This window comes from Thermocaproicibacter melissae (assembly GCF_024498295.1).
In the GTDB taxonomy this organism is placed as follows: Bacteria; Bacillota; Clostridia; order Oscillospirales; family Acutalibacteraceae; genus Thermocaproicibacter; species Thermocaproicibacter melissae.
Map to the genome: position 1 here is coordinate 1 of NZ_CP101828.1, position 19,378 is coordinate 19,378.

Consider the following 19,378-nt stretch of genomic DNA (forward strand, 5'->3'; position numbering starts at 1 on the left):
CAGATTGTCGAAGAACCCATCCAACGCGGTTAAACGAAGGATGGGTTCTCTTGATAATATGCAGGATAGGAAAATAAGCAAAGTAAAATCAATAAAAACCCGGAGGGATGGCCATCCCTCCATTTCCACATTGCCAGCTTTTTGAGATTCATGGCAGCAAACTTAAGCTTAACCCAATTCGTCACTTGAGTTAAGCCCCGGTAGAGCGTGTACCGCATCCCATATTTCACTTTTGCATCGGCGAAGACACGCTCAATGGTTTCTTTTCGTTTTTTGTAAAGCTCTTTGTATTTCGGTGTGTGCCTGATATCTTCCGCAAGCTCCACATAATCCTGCCACACATGCCGCGTTACGGTTTTCGTACAGCTTTTACTCTCGGTGCAGCGAGAACGGAATGGACATTTTTCGCAGATGTAACTCCGGCTTTTGTATTCCCGGTATCCCTCACGGTTGGTTGTTGCATAATGCAGAACCTGATATTCCGGGCAGATCACACAGTCATAATATTCGTCGTATACATACTTCCACCATTCCAGATTTCCTGCTTTGGTCATTGGCCGCTTGTATGCTGTGGAAAGTACCCGCCCGTCGTCAAACACCCGTTTACAGATATGCGGCGTTTTGTATGCGGCGTCCGCCACCACCGTTTCAATTTCAGGAAACCGTTGAGTCACTTTGCCATAGACCGCGTCAAATGCTACACTGTCATGTACGTTTCCCGGAGTCACCTCAACGTCAAGGACAAAATTGTGTTTGTCGCAGGCCGTATGTGCTTCGTAGGCAAAGCACTTCTTGTGTTCTCCCTTTTGGAACAACCCGCTTTCCGGGTCTGTTTTGGACACCATGATTTCTTTTTCCTTCGGCGGTTTCGGAGTACTGTCGAATGGCTTCTTCCCATGATCTTCCCGGTCAGCGTTAACCTCTTCCATTAATTCTGAGGCATATCGCTTTGCCGCCTGAGGAACTGCCTTTTTGATCTTTTTGTTGATGTTGGCGTTTGCTTTGATATGCGTCCCATCCACAAATACTGCTTCCGGCTCCAAATATCCGGCGTAATTTGCCTCCTGCAAAATCCACGAAAACACCTGCTCCACGGTTTCCTCTGTGAACCGGTGCTTAAAATTGTAACTCACAGTGGAGAAATGCGGCAGCTCCTCGTTCAGTGTATATCCCAGAAACCACCGATACGCGATATTCATATTGATTTCCTGCATCGTCCGGCGTAAAGAGGGAATTCCGTACAGATGCTGGATCAGAACAATCTTAAACAGGACGACCGGGTCCACACTAGGACGACCGTTGCCCTCACAATACAAATCTTCTACAAAATCATAAATATGGCTAAAATCTACCGCGCTGTCAATCTTTCGCAGCAGATGATTTCCCGGCACCAATAGGTCTGTATTCACAAATTCCACTGCATCTCTGCGTAGTTTTTCCCGTTCCAGCATCTTTCATCACCTGTCTATATTTTACCATTTTACAACGAAAAAGCCCAGCTTTCACTGGACTTTTTCGACAGGCTGGGCTGATAACATAATGTTATCAGCCTTATCTTTTTATGCTTGGAATCTAAAAATCGATATAAGTTAATTTCGGATAATTTCGTCTATTGGAAAATAATTTATTTACATTTAACAAATTTCCTTGAAATATTACAAAAAACGACATATAATTTCCACATAAAGTTAATTTACAAATTAAATACCAAGTTGAATTGTAATTCACAGCAAATGCGGGTATATGAAACTCATTCACTTGCAAGTAAGAAGCAAGATTATTTTAATGTCGGAGGATGAAAAATGGAACGGGACATTTTTAACTTATCCATTCAAAATCTAGTACTTCATTTGCGTCCGTTTTTTCAAGGGAGTGATTCCTATTCGCGCTTCACATCTGTTATAAACAATTTTTTATCGGGGGAATCAAAGTCCGATACATTTGAGTTTATCCTGAAATGTATCGATCACTGTGTGACGATGGAAGAAAAAGACAGTAAGCTAAAACAAGCCAATCGCCTAAACAGCATTTTTAATCTTCTTTTCCAAAATGGGACTCATAAGTATGATGTGCCGCCGCAGCCGAACTTGATTCCCTATCCAACGGAAAATGCGGAAATTAATTCCGAGCAACAAGCTGAACTTTTAAATGTTTTCCTGAATGATTTGAGTATGATATCAGCAAATGAAAGCAATCTAAATGAAATATTAGATGTATGCGAAAATACTCTTTCATTTCTACCAGACAAAATCAATTCTGCGGGAAGTTACCTTTCCTTAGCGGATAAATTGAAATTCAGCACTGCTTTATGTGCTTGTTTCTACCAATACCTTACAAATAATCGAAATTTATTTAATCCTGCATCCGAAAATGAATTTTATCAAGAAAAATCACTGCTGCTATTCTCATGCGATATTTCGGGCATTCAGAAATTCATTTACACCGTATCAGGAGAGGGAGTGTTGAAATCCTTAAGGAGCCGCTCCTTTTACATTGATATTCTACTAGAACATATTATTAACAGCATCCTTCGAACCTTAGGTCTCCCGTGCTCGAATAGAATCTATTCGGGCGGCGGTCGGGCATATCTGCTGCTTCCGAACACAGAGAATACAAAGAATGCTATAGAGTCATGTATGAACAGCATCAACAACTGGCTGCTGGAAAACTATGATATCGCTTTATACATAGCCTATGCATACACAGAATGTTCTGCGGCCGATTTGTTCCTCAGCACAGACCAATCTCAATATAATAATATTTTTATTCGACTGTCGACAGAACTATCGGCAAATAAGGCAGACCGTTATAAGTCGAAACAAATTTTGCAGCTAAACAGAAAATCGGATCAGCAACATGAAAGAGAATGCAGAATTTGTTCCAGAAGCAATCGGGAAATCGACTCGAAGGGTGTCTGCACGTTATGCAATGATTTTATTTCTGTTTCGTCCTTTCTTTTGGATGAATCGCTTTGTATTGTTATTCTGAATCAAGAACTGCAAAATAATTTACCGAGCCTTAAACTTCCCTCCACTTGTGCACGTACGGATTATCTTTACTTTTTGAATCCGCAGAAGCTCTCTGAGATCCCTAACAATCAAATTGTTGAGGTCTATCACCGTGGAGAAAATGGACCTGGGCAAAGGTTTGAAATGGGTACATATGCCTACACTGTTAAGAATGAAATGGCAACGTTCGAACAGATTTCTGAAGAAACGGAAGGAATCAAGCGAATTGCCGTTTTGCGTGCTGACGTAGATAACCTCGGCTTGGCCTTCATGAAAGGTTTTGATTCCGCCGGTTCATCGGGATATTGTCCGCTTTTGCTGACGGCAGCACTATCTAAGAAATTGTCCCTTTTCTTTAAACATTATCTGCAAAAAATTGTGAATGGGACTCTAAAAGAAGAACTGTTTTCATTGACCGATACGCCTTCACAGAAAAAGAAACTTGTGATGGTCTATTCCGGCGGCGACGATTTATTTTTAGTCGGTGCTTGGAATGATGTGATAGACACGGCAGTTAATTTACGGAAAAGCTTTGAAAAGTATACGGCTGGAGCGTTGAGCTTATCGGCAGGTATCGGAATGTTTGAAGTAAAGTATCCTTTGTCCGCAATGGCGCAAGAAACAGAAGAACTTGTGGATGCCGCTAAGTCAATGGATGAGAAAAAAGATGCTGTTGCGCTGTTTGGTGTACAGATTCAAAAAGATTCCGATGGAGTATATCGTTCTGCTGCAGTGCATTGCTACCATTGGAAAGACTTCATAGAAAAGGTCATCGGAGAAAAGCTCAGGCTCCTGCAGGATTATTTTTCCCATACCAAATCAATGGAATCCGCGAACGGAAATGCATTTCTCTATCGTCTGAAGTCCTATATTGAGGAAACACAGCGCAATCCAAATGAAAGAATCAACATTGCTCGTTTTGCCTATCTTTTGGCGCGTATGGCTCCTTCGGAGAAAAATTCCGAACTTCTGGAAGTTTACTCTAAGTTCTCTTTAAAAATGTACGGTTGGATTCTAAATGCGGAAGATCGGCAGCAACTGTTAACCGCAATTACAATTTATTTTTATTTAAAGAGGAGTGTGGATGACAAATGAATTTACAAGATTACCACAATGAGTCAAGAAAAAGCATGGGATTCAATACCCATCGTTTTCCAACGAATCAGGGCTACAATTTACAGCAGAAAAAAGAGATGCCGGAATTTCTAAAAGAAAACGCCGATTATGTAACAATAGCCGAAAAGAACATCCTTTCTTTGGGGAAGCCGGATAAAAAACAGCCGGATAAAAGGTATTTTAGAAAGTTAACAAGTTCTAAAATTCGGAACATTTTAGCACTAGTCAATCAACTTTATAACAAAATCGTGATGCAAAATGAAGATTTACCGGAAACCATCGTCAGCGAAATACGCTATCTGAAGCTTCGTTTGATTTATGAAGCCGGCCGGGAAGAGGATGTAGAAAACTTTTGTAAGGTGACCGGCGTGATTGATGCCCTTGATTTTATTGGAAACAGCAAGGCTCGTTACATACGTTATGCACGCTACATGGAAGCGCTGGTAGCATATCATAAGTTTTACAACAGCGAAAAAGATTGAAGGGAGTAAGAGATATGTACGGTAAATTAAAAATTACGGCAGATCTTCATGTTCTGACCGGTATGCATATTGGTGGTTCCAATGAGTTTTCCGCAATCGGGGCGGTAGATTCACCTGTCATCAAGGACGCGATAACACAGCAGCCGATTATTCCGGGAAGTTCCCTCAAGGGTAAACTGCGGACATTGATGGCACGAAATCTTTCGGACTCCTATCGATTAAAGGAACCGAACGAAGACCCCGCGGAAGTAGCAAGGCTGTTCGGCACCAGTAAAGCGACAGAACAGAATCCGAAATTGCTGCCTACCCGCCTGCAATTTTGTGATTGCTTCCTCAAGGAAGAGAACGAAAAGTTGCTTAAAGAAGTCGGTACAACAGAAGTGAAATACGAAAATACCATTTCCCGCATGTGCGGGATTGCCAATCCCCGCCAGATTGAACGTGTCATCCGTGGGACGATTTTCGACTTCTGCCTCGTCTACGATGTCATGAATGAGCAGGAAGTAAAGGAAGATTTTCAAAATCTGGCGAACGGATTTAAGCTGCTGCAGATGGATTATCTCGGCGGGCACGGAACACGCGGATACGGGAAAGTCGCATTTCGCAATTTTGCCGTTCAAGCCATTGAAAGTTGCCTTGACCCCAATACGGTGCAGGAATTGTCCGAGATCCTGAAGGAAGTGGAAGATAGTGAAGTATTATCTGTATAGGCTGAATTTTTTAACTGCACTTCATATTGGCAACGATTCCGGCCTAGATAATCTGGCTTCGGCCGAAATAACTATTCATTCTGATACGGTCTATTCGGCCCTTTGCACAGAGGCTGTTTTGTATGGACAAGACACACTGAACCGCTGGGTGGACCTCGCGAAAAATGTTCAGATTTTGTTTTCGGATGCCTTGCCTTTCCGCGAAAACGAATATTTTCTGCCAAAACCGGCTTTTCGAAAGCAGTCGGTGCATCCGCTGTCGAATCCGAAAGACAGAAAGCTCATGAAGAAGCTTTCCTTTATTCCTCTTTCGATGTTTCATGAGTATTTATCGGCTTCCGATTCTACGCCGTTTGATATTCGCCGTGCTCTTAGCTTACAAAAAGATTTGGTATTTCCGGTAAAACGGCAGTGTGTTGCGATTTCCGGGCAAGAGGCTACCCTACCGTATTTTGTCGGAAGTGTCTATTTCAATGACAACTGCGGCCTCTACTTGATTGTCGGGGCAGAAACGGAAGATGCGAAAAAACTGTTTGAAAAACTCCTTTCCAGCCTTTCTTATAACGGAATCGGCGGAAAGAGAAGCGCAGGCCTCGGGAAATTCCGTTACGACGAGCCAATCGCAATGGAAACGTCTAAAGATCCTTCCATTTGCACTTTGCTGGAGCTTCTCTTGAATCGAAACGCGGACTATTACATAACGCTTAATACATCTTTGCCGAAAGAGGAAGAGATGGAAGAGGCTTTGACAGACGGACACTTTGTTCTGTGCCGCAGGGGCGGGTTTATTCAGTCAACCAAGTATGCTGCCGAATTTCAGAAGAAGAAAACTGTTTACGCTTTAGCGCCCGGTACCTGTGTAGAGAGAACTTATTCCGGCGAATTTCTTGATTTGGCACAAGGCGGCGCTCATCCGGTGTACCGATATTTGAAACCGATGTTTGCGGGGGTGAATGTATGAGTTACCTAAAACAATATCATTTGAGGATAAAAACCCTCTCACCCGTATTTATCGGTTCCGGAGACAGCCTTACCAAAAAGGAATATTTGTTCATACCCCAAAGGAAGGAAATCAGATTTGTAAACCAGCAGAAACTATTTCAATTACTGGAATCCAAAAATTTATTAAGTGCCTATGAGGATTTTATTCTGGGGAATCAGAAAGATTTGTATTTTTGGATGAGTAGTCAACATTTGAAGCAGGATGAAATTCGTTCCGTTCAGTCCTACTCCGTCTATGCGGGTAATGCCATGGACACCGCCAGCGGGTATAATTTGACCGGAATCCAGCTCTTTGTAAAGGATGCCTATGGTCGCCCCTATATTCCGGGCAGCAGTCTGAAAGGTGCCATTCGCACTGCCATTCTCGCTGACATGACCTACAAAAGAAATTATACAGACCGTATAAGTGGATATTTGGATAAGCTGAACAGCAACAAATGGCGGAAAGAATTTCAGCAGGAATCGGAAAACGTAGAGACAGAGTGCCTGAATTTATTAAAATATTACGATAGCTATGGAAAGGAAGTTTCGGCAAAAAATGCGGTTACTTCCGTGATGAAAGGAATTCAAATCACCGACGGAAAACCTTTGAGCATTGATGCCCTTACGCTCTGTAAAAAAGTTGACTTCAGTATCAACGGAAACCCTGGCAAGACAAACGTAGCGCGGGAATGTATCCGCCCCGGAGTTGTCAGTGAGCATGTGCTTACACTGGACAGGCAAGTCTTGGGGGCAGCTAATTTGGATGTATCATCCATTCAAAGCGCAATCCAGCATGCCTTCGAAATACAAAGCAGGTATTTTCTGTCCCATTTTCCGAAGATTCGCGGTATGGATGCGACACCTTCCAATGGAACGGAACTGTTTTTGGGCGGCGGCGCCGGCTTTGCATCGAAAACCATCCTTTATTCGATGCTGAAAGACGAAAGCCTCCCCCTCACCGCGGAGCTCATGAAACGCTCAGCTGCGCATCACGAGGAAGACATCGAGAAAGGCGTTTCCCCGCACATGCTGAAATGCACCCAATATGATGGAAAATTCTATCTCATGGGCCGCTGCGAGGTAGAAATTTCATGATTACTCAAGTAAAAATGCCGCTTGTTGCGCCGGAGAACGTTCGGATTCTCCCCGAGTTCGCCTATTATCTCTACGGGGCTTGGATGGATTTGCTGCAGCCGGAGCAGGCCGATGCGCTGCACGAATCCCGTTCGATGAACCAATATCTGACTCCCTGCGGGAAAAACTCTGCGATTTTAACCGTGAATCTGCTTAATACCGAGGCAGAAAACTGTCTTCTTCCGCTTTTGCAAAAAACACGAAATTATCATTTGACAAAGTATAATTGCACATTGACGGCCGGAGAACCAAAAATCCAAATCTTTGGAGAAGACGACCTTGTAAAGCCGTATTATTCTTTGCCGCAGGTGCAGAAGAAAGTTACCCTCCATTTGCTGACACCGACCACTTTTAAAACCAATAACCGCTATGCTGTTTTCCCCACACCTGAGCTAATCTTGCACAGCGCAGCAACAAAATGGAACGCACTGGGACTTTCCGTATCGGTTGACGATGACGAAGCCATCCGTCAGCTCATGGAACATACGATTATTAACGGCTATCGCTTATCAAGCGCATATTTTGGGCTAAAAGACGTTCATATTCAGTCATTCCTAGGGAACGTGACGCTTTCCGTTTATGGGCCGGAACCGATGACCCGGCTTTTCAACATGCTGATGAACGGTCTGCGGTTTACCGGCCTTGGGATAAAGACGTCACTCGGTATGGGCGGCGTGACAATTTGAAGTGCGGACCCTGTATGCGCATGACTTAACACAGAGGTTCGCACCGCAGAATTTATCTGTACTTTTTCAATTTTCTACCGCTTTTGAAGTCCGCAGAAAGTTGTTTTTCTGTAAGTTCGCACCAATACGTTCGGCAGAACGCATACAGTCTATATTTTTTACCTCTGCCGTTGCAATTCACCCCCGTGCGGGGACGGAAATCCGAGAAAACCTATACCGTAAAAGCGGGCGACACGCGTTGCAATTCACCCCCGTGCGGGGACGGAAATGTCCTTGACTGCACAGGCAGTCAAGACGACTGAGTTGCAATTCACCCCCGTGCGGGGACGGAAATTGCTTGCGCGTGGCTTGATTCCCCGGCCATTATCGTTGCAATTCACCCCCGTGCGGGGACGGAAATCAAAGCGTCCAGCATGGGCCGTACATCAGCATCAGGTTGCAATTCACCCCCGTGCGGGGACGGAAATCGGGATCGGGACAATAACCGCCAGTTCAGCGGCAGGTTGCAATTCACCCCCGTGCGGGGACGGAAATCCTTATCCGCCAGTTTACCGGTTTCTTTGATCACGTTGCAATTCACCCCCGTGCGGGGACGGAAATAACCTTTTTTCGCCTGGCACCACATCCGTAAACCGTTGCAATTCACCCCCGTGCGGGGACGGAAATGTAAGTTTAAATCCATAATTTAAATGCCTCCTTGTTGCAATTCACCCCCGTGCGGGGACGGAAATTCTACCCCCTATTGATATCTTAAAATAATGATGAGTTGCAATTCACCCCCGTGCGGGGACGGAAATTTCAGCATCATCAATATCAATTAAAATAACATCATGTTGCAATTCACCCCCGTGCGGGGACGGAAATTAATTTAGCAGTGTACAACCTAATCACTTTGTGGGTTGCAATTCACCCCCGTGCGGGGACGGAAATGGTGATGAAATTGTGCTTGATTCAGGTTATGTCAGGTTGCAATTCACCCCCGTGCGGGGACGGAAATATCAATATGCGGTTGGATTCCAAGGTCGCCAAGAGTTGCAATTCACCCCCGTGCGGGGACGGAAATCTCCGGATTGCTCAAATCGGTATAAATTTCGCCAGTTGCAATTCACCCCCGTGCGGGGACGGAAATGTTTGATGATAGTGGACTTAAAAGCATGATTAAGGTTGCAATTCACCCCCGTGCGGGGACGGAAATTTGGGAGTGAAACGCGATGTCTCGTGAAAAAGAAGTTGCAATTCACCCCCGTGCGGGGACGGAAATTTCTTCATTGACTTCGATTCCTAATTTTTTTATAAGTTGCAATTCACCCCCGTGCGGGGACGGAAATCTTAGATATTATCGTTTATAACAAGAAATATAAGTTGCAATTCACCCCCGTGCGGGGACGGAAATTGTAATATCGACATCTGGGACGACACGAAGAAAGGTTGCAATTCACCCCCGTGCGGGGACGGAAATTACTATAGCCTGTCATTATTCTTTAGCCTCCTAAGTTGCAATTCACCCCCGTGCGGGGACGGAAATCTTTGTGCCTGTTTGTGGCGCAGAAAATGACAGGTTGCAATTCACCCCCGTGCGGGGACGGAAATTGGCTTGCCTATGCCCACAAACCAGAGAGGAGTGAATGTTGCAATTCACCCCCGTGCGGGGACGGAAATATATTATCAAGGAACCTAATTGTTGAAGGGGACAGGTTGCAATTCACCCCCGTGCGGGGACGGAAATACAATCGGCATGGCGCGGAGCAGGCGGCGGAAGCGTTGCAATTCACCCCCGTGCGGGGACGGAAATTTAGGGTTGACTGGTTCTCAATGGACGCACTTAACGCGTTGCAATTCACCCCCGTGCGGGGACGGAAATTGTACAGTATAACTCCAAGAACCAAAAGTCCAAGGTTGCAATTCACCCCCGTGCGGGGACAAAGCCTTGAACCCCTGTATTTCAAAACTTCAATAGAAAGGAAAATGAAAAATGGAAAAACGCGTTTTGTTTACATGCGTTGGGAAAACCGACCCGGTACGCGATCACAGAGACGGCGCAATGCTTCATATTATCCGGCATTATCTGCCGCAGAAAGTTTACATTGTCCTTTCAAAGGAAATGGAAGAATGGAAGAATAAAGATGACCGGTACAACAAAGCCATCCAGAAATTTAATGCCGATTTTCATCAGAATGTCGAAATCGAGTATTTGCCCTGCGGCATCGAAGACGTTTCCGATTTTGACGCGTTCGATGACCTCTTCAAAGATTACTTGACAAGAATTTTGAATGAAAATCCCGATGCTGAGATTCTGTTTAATGTAAGCTCCGGGACTCCTCAAATGAAAGTTGCAGTATTTCTCTTAGCTGACAGCATAAAGTTTCGAAAGGCGAGGGTTATACAGGTAAAAACGCATCAAGGGAAGGCAAATGTCAGTCAAAACACGGTTCAAGCGGGATATAATGTAGACGCTGAGATTGAATTAAATGAAGATAATTTACCCGGTGCGGAAAACCGCTGTCGGGAGCCTAAGTTTTTATCCATGAAAAAAGCACTTGCCATGCGGCAAGTGCAAGCGCTGCTTGACAACTATGAATATGAGTCCTTGAAGATTTTGTTTGAAAACTCTGACCTCCTGAAAACATCCACCGCAATGACGTTGACGGAGCATCTGCGTTTGCGTCAAGACCTTAAAACAAGAGAAGCGGAAAAGCTGGTAAGCAGAAAAGATTTCGGCATCGATCTGTTCCCGATTAAAAACGTAAAGTGCCGGGAAACAGCGGAATTCTTTCTCGTTCTCCAGAATTTGAGCAAGACAGGGAAAATTACGGAATTTATTCTGCGTCTGAATCCGTTTGTCATTCGAATGCAGGAACTATATTTGTTGAAAAAGTTTCATTTCGACTGTGAACAAATCAAAGTGCAAACATCACATAAAGAAATAATCAGCCGGGATAAAATCGGCGCTGTTAACCCAAAATTACTCGAGATGCTCGATAATTCTTTGAAAGACGGGTTAAAGGATACATCCCCAAGCATCTTCCTATACAACAGGATACTTGATGCAATAGCTGACAAAGATGAAGAGTCCAACCATTACATAAAGTTTTTCAAAACCTGTGAAACCATTAATGGGCAGCGCAATACGTCGGCACATTCTCTCTATGGTATGGATGAAAGCGATTTGGAAAAGATGGGTGTTACGTCAAATAAGATTCTGGTTACGTTACGCAAGCTGCTTGTTGCCTGTTATGGAAAAGAATGCAAAGAGGAGATTTTCGATATTTATGACAGAGTCAACACGCTAATTATGAACAGCCTATAACCGAAGCGTAGCAGTTCAATAGCGGAAGGCTTGATTTTGAGCTGAAATCTCTCTTTCGATTTTCTTCAATGGCAAATAGCCGGATAACTTTCTGAGTAAGGCTTGCCGATTGTTTCAATGAATTAAGGCTTCCGAGGATATTGAAATCTTCGGAAGCCTTATTATATGAATCCTGATGCCGCTTGGTGACGGACAGTCCGGCGAAGCGCACGATTAGGCACCCTTCTTCTTATTCGTCTTTTTCCCGGAGGGCGCTTCTGAATTTGCTTTGCTTTGCTGCTGTTTTTCAATACTGGCTTTCAGCGCATCCATCAGGTCAATCACCTTGCCGGTGGATTCATCCGGGTTGGCCGCGACAACTTCCTTCCCAGCTATTTTTGCTTCGATGAGCTGTTTGAGCCTTTCCTGATATTCATCTTTATATTGAGACGGATCAAACGGCGTATCCATGGAATTGATGAGCACTTCAGCCATTTTCATTTCTTCCTCGGTCGGCTGAGGAACATCATATGACCTTTGCAATGCTTTGATATCGTCCTGATAAAACATGGTGGAAATCAAGATTCCGTTCTCGCGTGGGATAATCGCCATTAACGTGTCCTTTGCTCCCAGCACGGTTTTCCCGATTGCAACTTTTTGCTGCTTCATCAAAGCCGCCCGGAGAAGTTCAAATGCCTTTTCCCCGCCTTTATCCGGTATGGCCTGATATGTCTTGTCATAATAAACCGGCGAAATCTGGTTCAACTGCGCGAAGTGGAGAATCTGAATCGACTTTTCCTTCTCCGTTTTGATTTTTTCGATTTCCTCGTCGGTAATAACTACATAATGATCCTTATCGTACTCGTAACCTTTGATAATATCCTCGCTTTTCAATTCTTTCCCGCAGTGAGCGCATGTCTTTTTATACCGCACGCGGCTCTGGTCTTCTTTGTGCAATTGATTAAAATGAATATCGTTATCCTGCGTTGCCGTATACAGCGAGACGGGAATTGCCACCAGCCCAAACGAAATCACCGAATGATACGCAATTGCCATAAGAATCACCTCCGCTTTAGTATAACCAAAGTACTTGTGAAATAAATTGAGCGAATCCGTAAAGAGGATAAATGGAAACAGTGCGCGGATAATATTGAAGAAGCAAGCAGCTGGAAGGGATATTCATGGCAGAAAAACTTGAGGAGTATATTCGAAAACGCAACTTTGAACGCACCGGCGAACCGGGGAATCAGCCCGAGGAAAGCGGAGAGAATCTAAAATTCGTTGTCCAGCATCACCTCGCACGCAGCGATCATTTTGACTTTCGCCTAGAATGGGACGGCGTCCTTTTAAGTTGGGCGGTACCGAAAGGTCCTTCCTACAATCCTCGCGACAAAAGACTTGCCGTGCAGGTGGAAAATCATCCGCTGGAATATCGGAATTTTGAGGGAACGATTCCAAAGGGTGAATACGGCGGTGGAACCGTCATGATCTGGGATGAAGGCATCTGGAGCCCTCAGGTAGATGTTGACGAAGGGCTTCGCCTAGGTTCTCTCAAATTTGTTCTGCACGGCAGACGCCTGAAAGGAAAATGGGCGCTCGTGAGGATGAAAGCAAAAGATGAGAAAGAGAAAAACAATTGGCTTTTGCTTAAGGAAAAGGATGAATATGTCCAATCTTCCGATGGAATTTCTGATTTCACAACAAGTGTCCGCACGGGCCGCACAATGGAAGAAATCGAAGCGGGAACAGCAGAGAAATTCACCCATAATCCCTTCCAAAAGACCGAAGTGCAGCTTGCAAAAATGGTCAACAAAGTGCCGGAAGGCAATGACTGGCTGTATGAAGTCAAATACGACGGATACCGGATTTTGGCATATCTCGAAGGCAACCGCGTTCGCCTTATGACCCGAAACGGAAATGATTACACGGAACGGTTTCCGGAAGTAGCCAGCTCGCTGATTGATTTAGCCGCAGGAAGGGCAATGGTTCTGGACGGCGAGATGACAGTTACGGATGACAACGGCAGAACGGATTTCCAAGCACTGCAAAACTATATGCGGCATCCGACGGGGAAAAATTTAACTTATATTGTTTTTGACCTTTTGGCGCTTGACGGGGAAGATTTCAGACAGCACCCTCTAATTGAACGAAAAAAAGCGCTGGAAACTCTTATGGAGGGCGCTCCGAAAAATCTCCATTACAGTCAGCATATTGCAGGCAGAGGCGAAGAATGTTTTCAGGCGGCTCGCCAAGCGAACCTGGAAGGAATCGTTGGGAAAAAGGAGGACTCCGTTTACAGCGGTACGCGAAACGGCGACTGGATAAAATTAAAATGCGAAAAGCGGCAGGAATTTGTCATCGGCGGATACACGCAAACCGATAAAAAAGAAAGCGGGATAAGTTCCCTGCTGCTCGGCGTATACGAAGGAGACAACCTAATCTATGTCGGGCGTGCCGGAACCGGTCTCAGCGCCCGAAGCATGGCAGAGCTTGAAAGCAAATTTGCCGGAATAAAAAGCGAAGCAAGTCCTTTTATGAACCCTCCGCGGGTACGCTCAAATGAAAAAATCACTTGGCTGGAGCCAAAGCTGGCTGCGGAAATTAAATTTGCGGAATGGACAAGCGAAGGGCTGCTGCGTCAAGCCAGCTTCAAGGGCCTTCGTACGGATAAAGACCCGAAAACGATACGAAAAGAAACACCGAACGACGACTCTTTTCACGAATCCGCTGAAAGCAGGGAAAAATCAATGGAAGACGAGCAAAGCGAACTGGTCGTAGAGGGTGTCAAAATAACCCATCCGGATAAAATCTTGTTTGAAAATCCCGACATCACAAAAGCTGATGTGGTTCAGTATTACGAGCAGGTTGCATCCCGCATGCTTCCCTATGTATCGAACCGGCTGCTAAGCATCGTGCGCTGCCCAAAGGGAATCTCGCAGGCCTGTTTTTTCAAAAAACATCCCGGGCCGGGCAGTCAGGGTGTTGTAACGTTGAAGGTACCAAACAGCAACGGTGAAGAGGAAGAGTACTTTTATATAAAGGATATTTCCGGTTTAATTTCGGAAGCGCAGATGGGTACGCTCGAATTTCACACCTGGGGCAGCCGTGTAGACAGCCTTGAAAAACCGGACATCATGGTTTTCGACCTCGACCCGGACGAGGGGATGGACCTTGGGCAGGTTCGGCAAGGAGTGAAGGATGTGAAAAGCATTATCGACCAACTCTCCCTCACTTCGTTTCTGAAAACAAGTGGCGGCAAGGGGTATCATGTGGTCGTTCCTTTTCGGCCGTCGGCCGACTGGGAGCGCTTTCACGACTTTGCAAAACAAATTGCCGAAGTAATGGAGCAGAAATGGCCTGACCGGTACACAAGCAATATCCGGAAGGAAAAGCGGAAAAACAGAATCTTCATCGACTGGATTCGAAACGCCAGAGGGGCCACGAGCATCGCTCCATATTCAATTCGAGCGAGAAAAGGCGCCAGAGTTTCCATGCCAATCGGCTGGGATGAGTTAGACACTGTGGCGCCGGATGGCATTACGATGACGGAAGCCCTGAAAAGAATCAAAAACGGCAAAGATCCTTGGGATGGCTTCTTCCAGATAGACCAGCAGTTAAAATGAGCCTCCTTCCCCATTGCCAAAAAAACGGGGACGAATTCTCATTCCAACTGGCCATAACATTTACACAAGGCGATTTATGACAATTGAAATGGAATAGCGACTATTTTGGAAGGCAAATGGGTGTATAATGTCTAAGGATTGCTCTTATTAATTTGGCCTATCTTGACCTTTTATCAGCAAATCTATAAACGAATCAGGAGGAATACTATGAATCAAAGAATTAAGAGTGATTTTGCCAGCGCTGAAATCAAATCTCTGGGTGCAGAGATGACTTCCCTGATGGACAATGAGGGAACACAGTATCTTTGGCAGGGTGACCCGGCCTACTGGGCTTCGCAATCCCCTGTTTTGTTTCCGATCGTCGGCAGTCTCCGCAACAACACCGCAACGATTGGCGGCAGTAAAACCTGCCACATGAACCGGCATGGCGTTGTAAGGCACATGGAATTTACGCTGATAGACAGCACCGAAAGTTCCGCTACGTTTTCTGTTTGTTCTACGCCGGAATCCAAAGAAAAATTTCCTTATGATTTTGAATTTCAGGTCAAATATTCGCTCAATGGGAAAACACTGACAACTTCCTATACCGTAATCAACAAAGACAAAGAACCGATGCCGTATTTTGTGGGTGCTCACCCCGCATTTAACTGCCCATTATTTAGTGGGGAAGCATTTGAGGATTATGTAGTTGAGTTTGACCAGAAAGAATACGCTTGCTGCCCGCGTATGATTAACGGGCTGGTTGACGTAGAACACCGCACTGTGATTTTGAACAATGAAAAGGTATTTCCGCTTCACCGTTCCTGGTTTAGCTATGACGCGCAGATCTTTGACCAGTTGAAATCCCGCTCCGTAAAATTGTATAATCCCAAAACCGGCAGAGGCGTAAAAGTTGATTTTGCTGGTTTTGATTATCTTGTTGTTTGGTCAAGCAAGAACGGTGGCAATTTCGTCGCCATTGAACCTTGGACAGGCTTAAGTACCTGCAGCGATGAAGATGACGTTTTTGAACATAAGCGCGGCGTTAAAATTCTTGCCCCGAACGCCTCTGCAACTCATTCTTTCGATATAACCTTATTGTAAATTCCAAAATAGAATGGCCCAAGAAACAAGTTGTTTCTTGGGCATGGTTCTGATATCAGATTCCTGCTTACGCAGTTTCTGAATCCCGATCGATTTGATTAAACTTGAATTTTTGTACAAGGGTTTTCAGTATATTAGCCTGCGAGGACAATTCTTCACTTGCAGCAGCACTCTCTTGCGCGGTTGCAGAGTTGGTCTGCACGACGCTTGAAATTTGTTCAATCCCCTGCGTTACCTGATTGATTGAGTCGGCCTGCTCATTGGACATGCGTGAAATATTATTCACCGCAGAGGCAACTTCTTGCGAGTGTTCTACAACTTGCAAAAGTGTATTTGCGGTTGTATCGGCAATTTCCGTGCCGACCTGCACTTCCCGGATGGAGTTTTCAATCAGTACAGCTGTCTCCTTTGCTGCATCGGCACTTTTACTTGCAAGGTTCCTTACTTCATCGGCGACAACCGCAAAGCCTTTACCTGCCTCCCCTGCTCTGGCGGCTTCCACTGCTGCGTTTAGTGCAAGAATATTCGTCTGGAACGCAATATCTTCAATGGTCTTGATGATTTTTTCAATCTCATTGGAAGCACTGCTGATCTTTCCCATAGCGGTGATCATTTCTTGCATTCGCATTTTACTTTCATTGAGTTCAGCGCTTACTTCGTCAACTTTTTTGCTTGCTTTGGCAGCGTCGGTAGCATTGACTCTCACGTCTGCAGAAATTTCGCTGATTGTCGCAGAAAGTTCTTCGATGGAGCTAGCCTGCTCAGCGGCACCCTGAGCAAGAGACTGTGACGCATCTGAAACTTGGTTGGAACCGTTTGCAACCTCATCGGCAGAAATGTTAATTTCCGATAATGATTTGACAAGAGTGGTTTTTATGTTTTCGAGCGAATCCTTAATCTTTGAGAATTCACCGACATAGTCGCAATGTAATTCAAAAGTTAGATCTCCGTCGGCAACTTGATTCAAAACAGATGACACTTCATTAATATATTCGATATACTGCTTCAAGCGACTCACTGTTCTGGAAAAAGCGGTGGAGACCTGTCCAACTTCGTCCGAGGATTTCACATTAATCGAAACATCCAGATCGCCGTCTGCGATTTGATTTGCAGCATTTCTCAGTATTGCCAAAGGCTTGACGATGTTTCTGGACATGACAATAATCAATGCGATCAATACGAGCACAGAAACCATGAAAACCGCTAAAGCAGCTTTCTTCGTGGAAGAATAAAAGCTATTGAATTCACTGTCCGGCAAACCCGTAGTTACTGTCCACCCTGTAGTGCCAACCGTGGATAAATACCCGTGAATGGTTTGATTCATGGCAGTATATGTAATCGCACCTGCCGTTTTATTCTGGATTGCGCTGATTACGTTTTTCGACATATTGGATTCCGTGACACGTTTCGCTTTCAGAGACGAGTCCGGATGATAAATCAGCTGACCATCAGCGGTAGCAAGGATGCAAAAGCCCGTTTCACCTATCTTTTTACTTTCCATTGTTTCGTAGAGCTGGTCTATCGTAATATCAATTCCGACAAAACCGATTAAATCCGATGTTCCGGTTTTATAGATAGGCGCGACCATGCTCATAACCATGGAACCTGTAATCGCATCGGTATAAGGCTCGATAACCACTAAATTTTTTTCTCAACAGCTAATTTGTACCAAGGCCTTTCCGATAGAGTAATTTGGTAAAGTGCATCTTTTTCGTTTGAAACCATCGTATTGGATTCGCAATCTGCGATCCATGCTGAAGATATATTATCGGGATCCGTATTATAAATGTTATCAGTAGTTTGTTTTACATCTTTATAACCCTGTATGGATGTTTTTTCTGCAAGGGGTTTCTGGAGGTATTGCCGAATTAATTCATTTGATTCCATTTGACGGATAATTTCTGAGTATTTTGAAAAATAGTTGTTGATTTGATTTGCAACTGACTGAGATTCAGCAGTTAGGTGATTTGTTGTTAATTGTGTGACCGATTGTTTTACGTCTTTTAATACAATGACAGCTGTAATGCTAAAAATAATCGCAACCGGAAGTCCAATGAGCAACAGCATTTTTGCTAATAAGCTTTTTTTCAATGACGTTACCTTGACTTTTTTTAACATACCCTATTACCTCTTTGAGATTTTTTGCCATAGCTATTCTGCATCCAATAGTAAAACTAATTTTGCCGTGTATATTAGTGGCATGTTCCCATGTCTAATTACTTCCTCCTTAAGTTTTTATATTGATAACGCAAGTGCGTTATTTCCACGGTAAAACGACATTCCTTTACTGCTTGTACATTCATTAGATCATATGGCTGAGGATCAATAGATTCGGGTCCAAATAAATTATGATTAATATAAAAAAGACCGCAGTACATTGCACCACGATCATAAAAAATGGCAACCCGGCTGTCATTGTAAAACATTAGACCCGTGGCTTTGCGTCTCCAACTTTCGATGGATTTGCTAATTCATAAAAAAATATATTAGTTAGTAAACATTCACTAACATTATAAACAAAAATTTTCCCATATGGTTCCGATTATGCATTATGTTGACTTTTTGTCAATGAATTTTATAATTTAAAAGGCTGGAGTTGAAAAAAATGGATTCTGCACACAGAAAAACAAACCTGATAATTACTGCAATTGAGATTATAGATGACCTTGGTTACCAAGGTTTAACTATTCATGAACTGGGCAAAAGACAAAATATATCGGATGCAGCAATCTACAAACATTTCAAAGACAAAAACGACTTAGTAAAAAGTGTTTTGGATTACTATAATGATTTTTTTAATAAAATCACTCAATCAATCGAATCTGAAAACACTTCCTCCATAAAGGCAATAGAAAAATTCATTTCAGAATATTTGAAATTATACATGGAACATCCGCACATGGCAGGGATCCTAAATTCCTTTGATCCGTTCCGGCACGAAAAAGATCTTTCAAAATACATATCTGATATGTTCCTACGCCGAGTCACTTATTTGAAAAAACTGATTCAAAGGGGAATTGATAACAACGAATTTACCCGCCAAGTTGATGCGGAATCACTCGCTTATGTAATGATGGGCACTATGATGTCTGTTACATTAAGCTGGAGAATGCAAAATTATAGTTTTTCTTTGACTGATAAGATTCAACTGATTACAGCCCAAATAGGAAACGTATTAACGAGCTGAATCGCTGCATTTTGTTCGTAGAACCTTGGATTATATAGAATCAAAAAAAACAGAGAAGAATTCCAAAGAATTCTTCTCT

The 19,378-nt window shown here is 44.0% G+C and carries 14 protein-coding genes, 1 CRISPR repeat array and 1 riboswitch; of the genes, 10 read left to right on the forward strand and 4 right to left on the reverse strand.

The genetic code is table 11. The annotated features are described in order from the left end of the window. Nucleotides 1-29: 29 nt before the first annotated feature. Complete coding sequence (locus tag NOG13_RS09375; protein ID WP_283109454.1) at nt 30-1,451, reverse strand: IS1182 family transposase; 1,422 nt, start codon at nt 1,449-1,451, stop codon at nt 30-32. Nucleotides 1,452-1,802: 351 nt separating this feature from the next. Here NOG13_RS09375 and cas10 point away from each other — a divergent pair, with 351 nt between their 5' ends. The 7 genes from cas10 (at nt 1,803) to csm6 (ending at nt 11,427) form a co-directional block, all read left to right on the forward strand. Continuing rightward, nucleotides 1,803-4,103: a type III-A CRISPR-associated protein Cas10/Csm1 gene (cas10, locus tag NOG13_RS09380; RefSeq protein WP_283111216.1), complete on the forward strand. Its 2,301-nt coding sequence runs from the start codon at nt 1,803-1,805 to the stop codon at nt 4,101-4,103. Further along, nucleotides 4,100-4,606 carry a type III-A CRISPR-associated protein Csm2 gene (gene csm2, locus NOG13_RS09385; protein ID WP_283111217.1) on the forward strand — a complete coding sequence of 169 codons (507 nt, stop codon included), beginning with the start codon at nt 4,100-4,102 and terminating at the stop codon, nt 4,604-4,606. The genes cas10 and csm2 overlap by 4 nt, the downstream gene beginning before the upstream one ends. A 14-nt stretch (nt 4,607-4,620) precedes the next feature. Next, nucleotides 4,621-5,316 carry a type III-A CRISPR-associated RAMP protein Csm3 gene (csm3, locus tag NOG13_RS09390; RefSeq protein ID WP_283111218.1) on the forward strand — a complete coding sequence of 232 codons (696 nt, stop codon included), beginning with the start codon at nt 4,621-4,623 and terminating at the stop codon, nt 5,314-5,316. After that, the gene (gene csm4 / locus NOG13_RS09395; protein ID WP_283111219.1) at nt 5,297-6,277 is read left to right on the forward strand and encodes a type III-A CRISPR-associated RAMP protein Csm4; all 981 of its coding nucleotides are present in this window, start codon (nt 5,297-5,299) and stop codon (nt 6,275-6,277) included. Before csm3 ends, csm4 begins: the two co-directional genes overlap by 20 nt. Then, a complete protein-coding gene (gene csm5, locus NOG13_RS09400; RefSeq protein WP_283111220.1) occupies nt 6,274-7,395 on the forward strand; it encodes a type III-A CRISPR-associated RAMP protein Csm5 in 1,122 nt (373 codons plus the stop codon). Before csm4 ends, csm5 begins: the two co-directional genes overlap by 4 nt. Further along, nucleotides 7,392-8,120 (forward strand): CRISPR system precrRNA processing endoribonuclease RAMP protein Cas6, encoded by a 729-nt coding sequence (cas6, locus tag NOG13_RS09405; protein WP_283111221.1) that lies wholly within the window; start codon nt 7,392-7,394, stop codon nt 8,118-8,120. The genes csm5 and cas6 overlap by 4 nt, the downstream gene beginning before the upstream one ends. A 169-nt stretch (nt 8,121-8,289) precedes the next feature. After that, nucleotides 8,290-10,047: direct repeats of the CRISPR family, unit length 32 nt; unit sequence GTTGCAATTCACCCCCGTGCGGGGACGGAAAT. A 45-nt stretch (nt 10,048-10,092) separates the two neighbouring features. After that, nucleotides 10,093-11,427 carry a type III-A CRISPR-associated CARF protein Csm6 gene (gene csm6 / locus NOG13_RS09410; RefSeq protein ID WP_283111209.1) on the forward strand — a complete coding sequence of 445 codons (1,335 nt, stop codon included), beginning with the start codon at nt 10,093-10,095 and terminating at the stop codon, nt 11,425-11,427. Between the two features lie 213 nt (nt 11,428-11,640). Here csm6 and ku read toward each other — a convergent pair whose 3' ends face one another. Then, a complete protein-coding gene (gene ku / locus NOG13_RS09415; RefSeq protein ID WP_283111210.1) occupies nt 11,641-12,462 on the reverse strand; it encodes a non-homologous end joining protein Ku in 822 nt (273 codons plus the stop codon). Between the two features lie 125 nt (nt 12,463-12,587). Here ku and ligD point away from each other — a divergent pair, with 125 nt between their 5' ends. Both ligD and NOG13_RS09425 read left to right on the forward strand, forming a co-directional pair. Further along, nucleotides 12,588-15,029, forward strand: coding sequence for a DNA ligase D (gene ligD, locus NOG13_RS09420; RefSeq protein ID WP_283111211.1), 2,442 nt, complete (start codon nt 12,588-12,590; stop codon nt 15,027-15,029). Between the two features lie 207 nt (nt 15,030-15,236). After that, nucleotides 15,237-16,112, forward strand: a complete 876-nt coding sequence (locus tag NOG13_RS09425) for an aldose 1-epimerase family protein (protein ID WP_283111212.1) — start codon at nt 15,237-15,239, stop codon at nt 16,110-16,112. Between the two features lie 67 nt (nt 16,113-16,179). On the opposite strand, the gene NOG13_RS09430 is transcribed toward NOG13_RS09425, so the two are convergent. Both NOG13_RS09430 and NOG13_RS09435 read right to left on the reverse strand, forming a co-directional pair. Further along, on the reverse strand, nt 16,180-17,751 hold the full coding sequence (locus NOG13_RS09430) for a methyl-accepting chemotaxis protein (RefSeq protein ID WP_283111213.1): 1,572 nt from the start codon (nt 17,749-17,751) through the stop codon (nt 16,180-16,182). Next, nucleotides 17,751-18,230: a hypothetical protein gene (locus NOG13_RS09435; RefSeq protein ID WP_283111214.1), complete on the reverse strand. Its 480-nt coding sequence runs from the start codon at nt 18,228-18,230 to the stop codon at nt 17,751-17,753. The genes NOG13_RS09430 and NOG13_RS09435 overlap by 1 nt, the downstream gene beginning before the upstream one ends. Before the next feature lie 278 nt (nt 18,231-18,508). Then, a riboswitch (cyclic di-GMP riboswitch) is annotated at nt 18,509-18,590 on the reverse strand. 127 nt (nt 18,591-18,717) lie between these two features. Between NOG13_RS09435 and NOG13_RS09440 the strand changes: the two genes are divergently transcribed. Then, nucleotides 18,718-19,299 (forward strand): TetR/AcrR family transcriptional regulator, encoded by a 582-nt coding sequence (locus tag NOG13_RS09440; RefSeq protein ID WP_283111215.1) that lies wholly within the window; start codon nt 18,718-18,720, stop codon nt 19,297-19,299. The last annotated feature ends 79 nt before the right edge of the window (nt 19,300-19,378 follow it).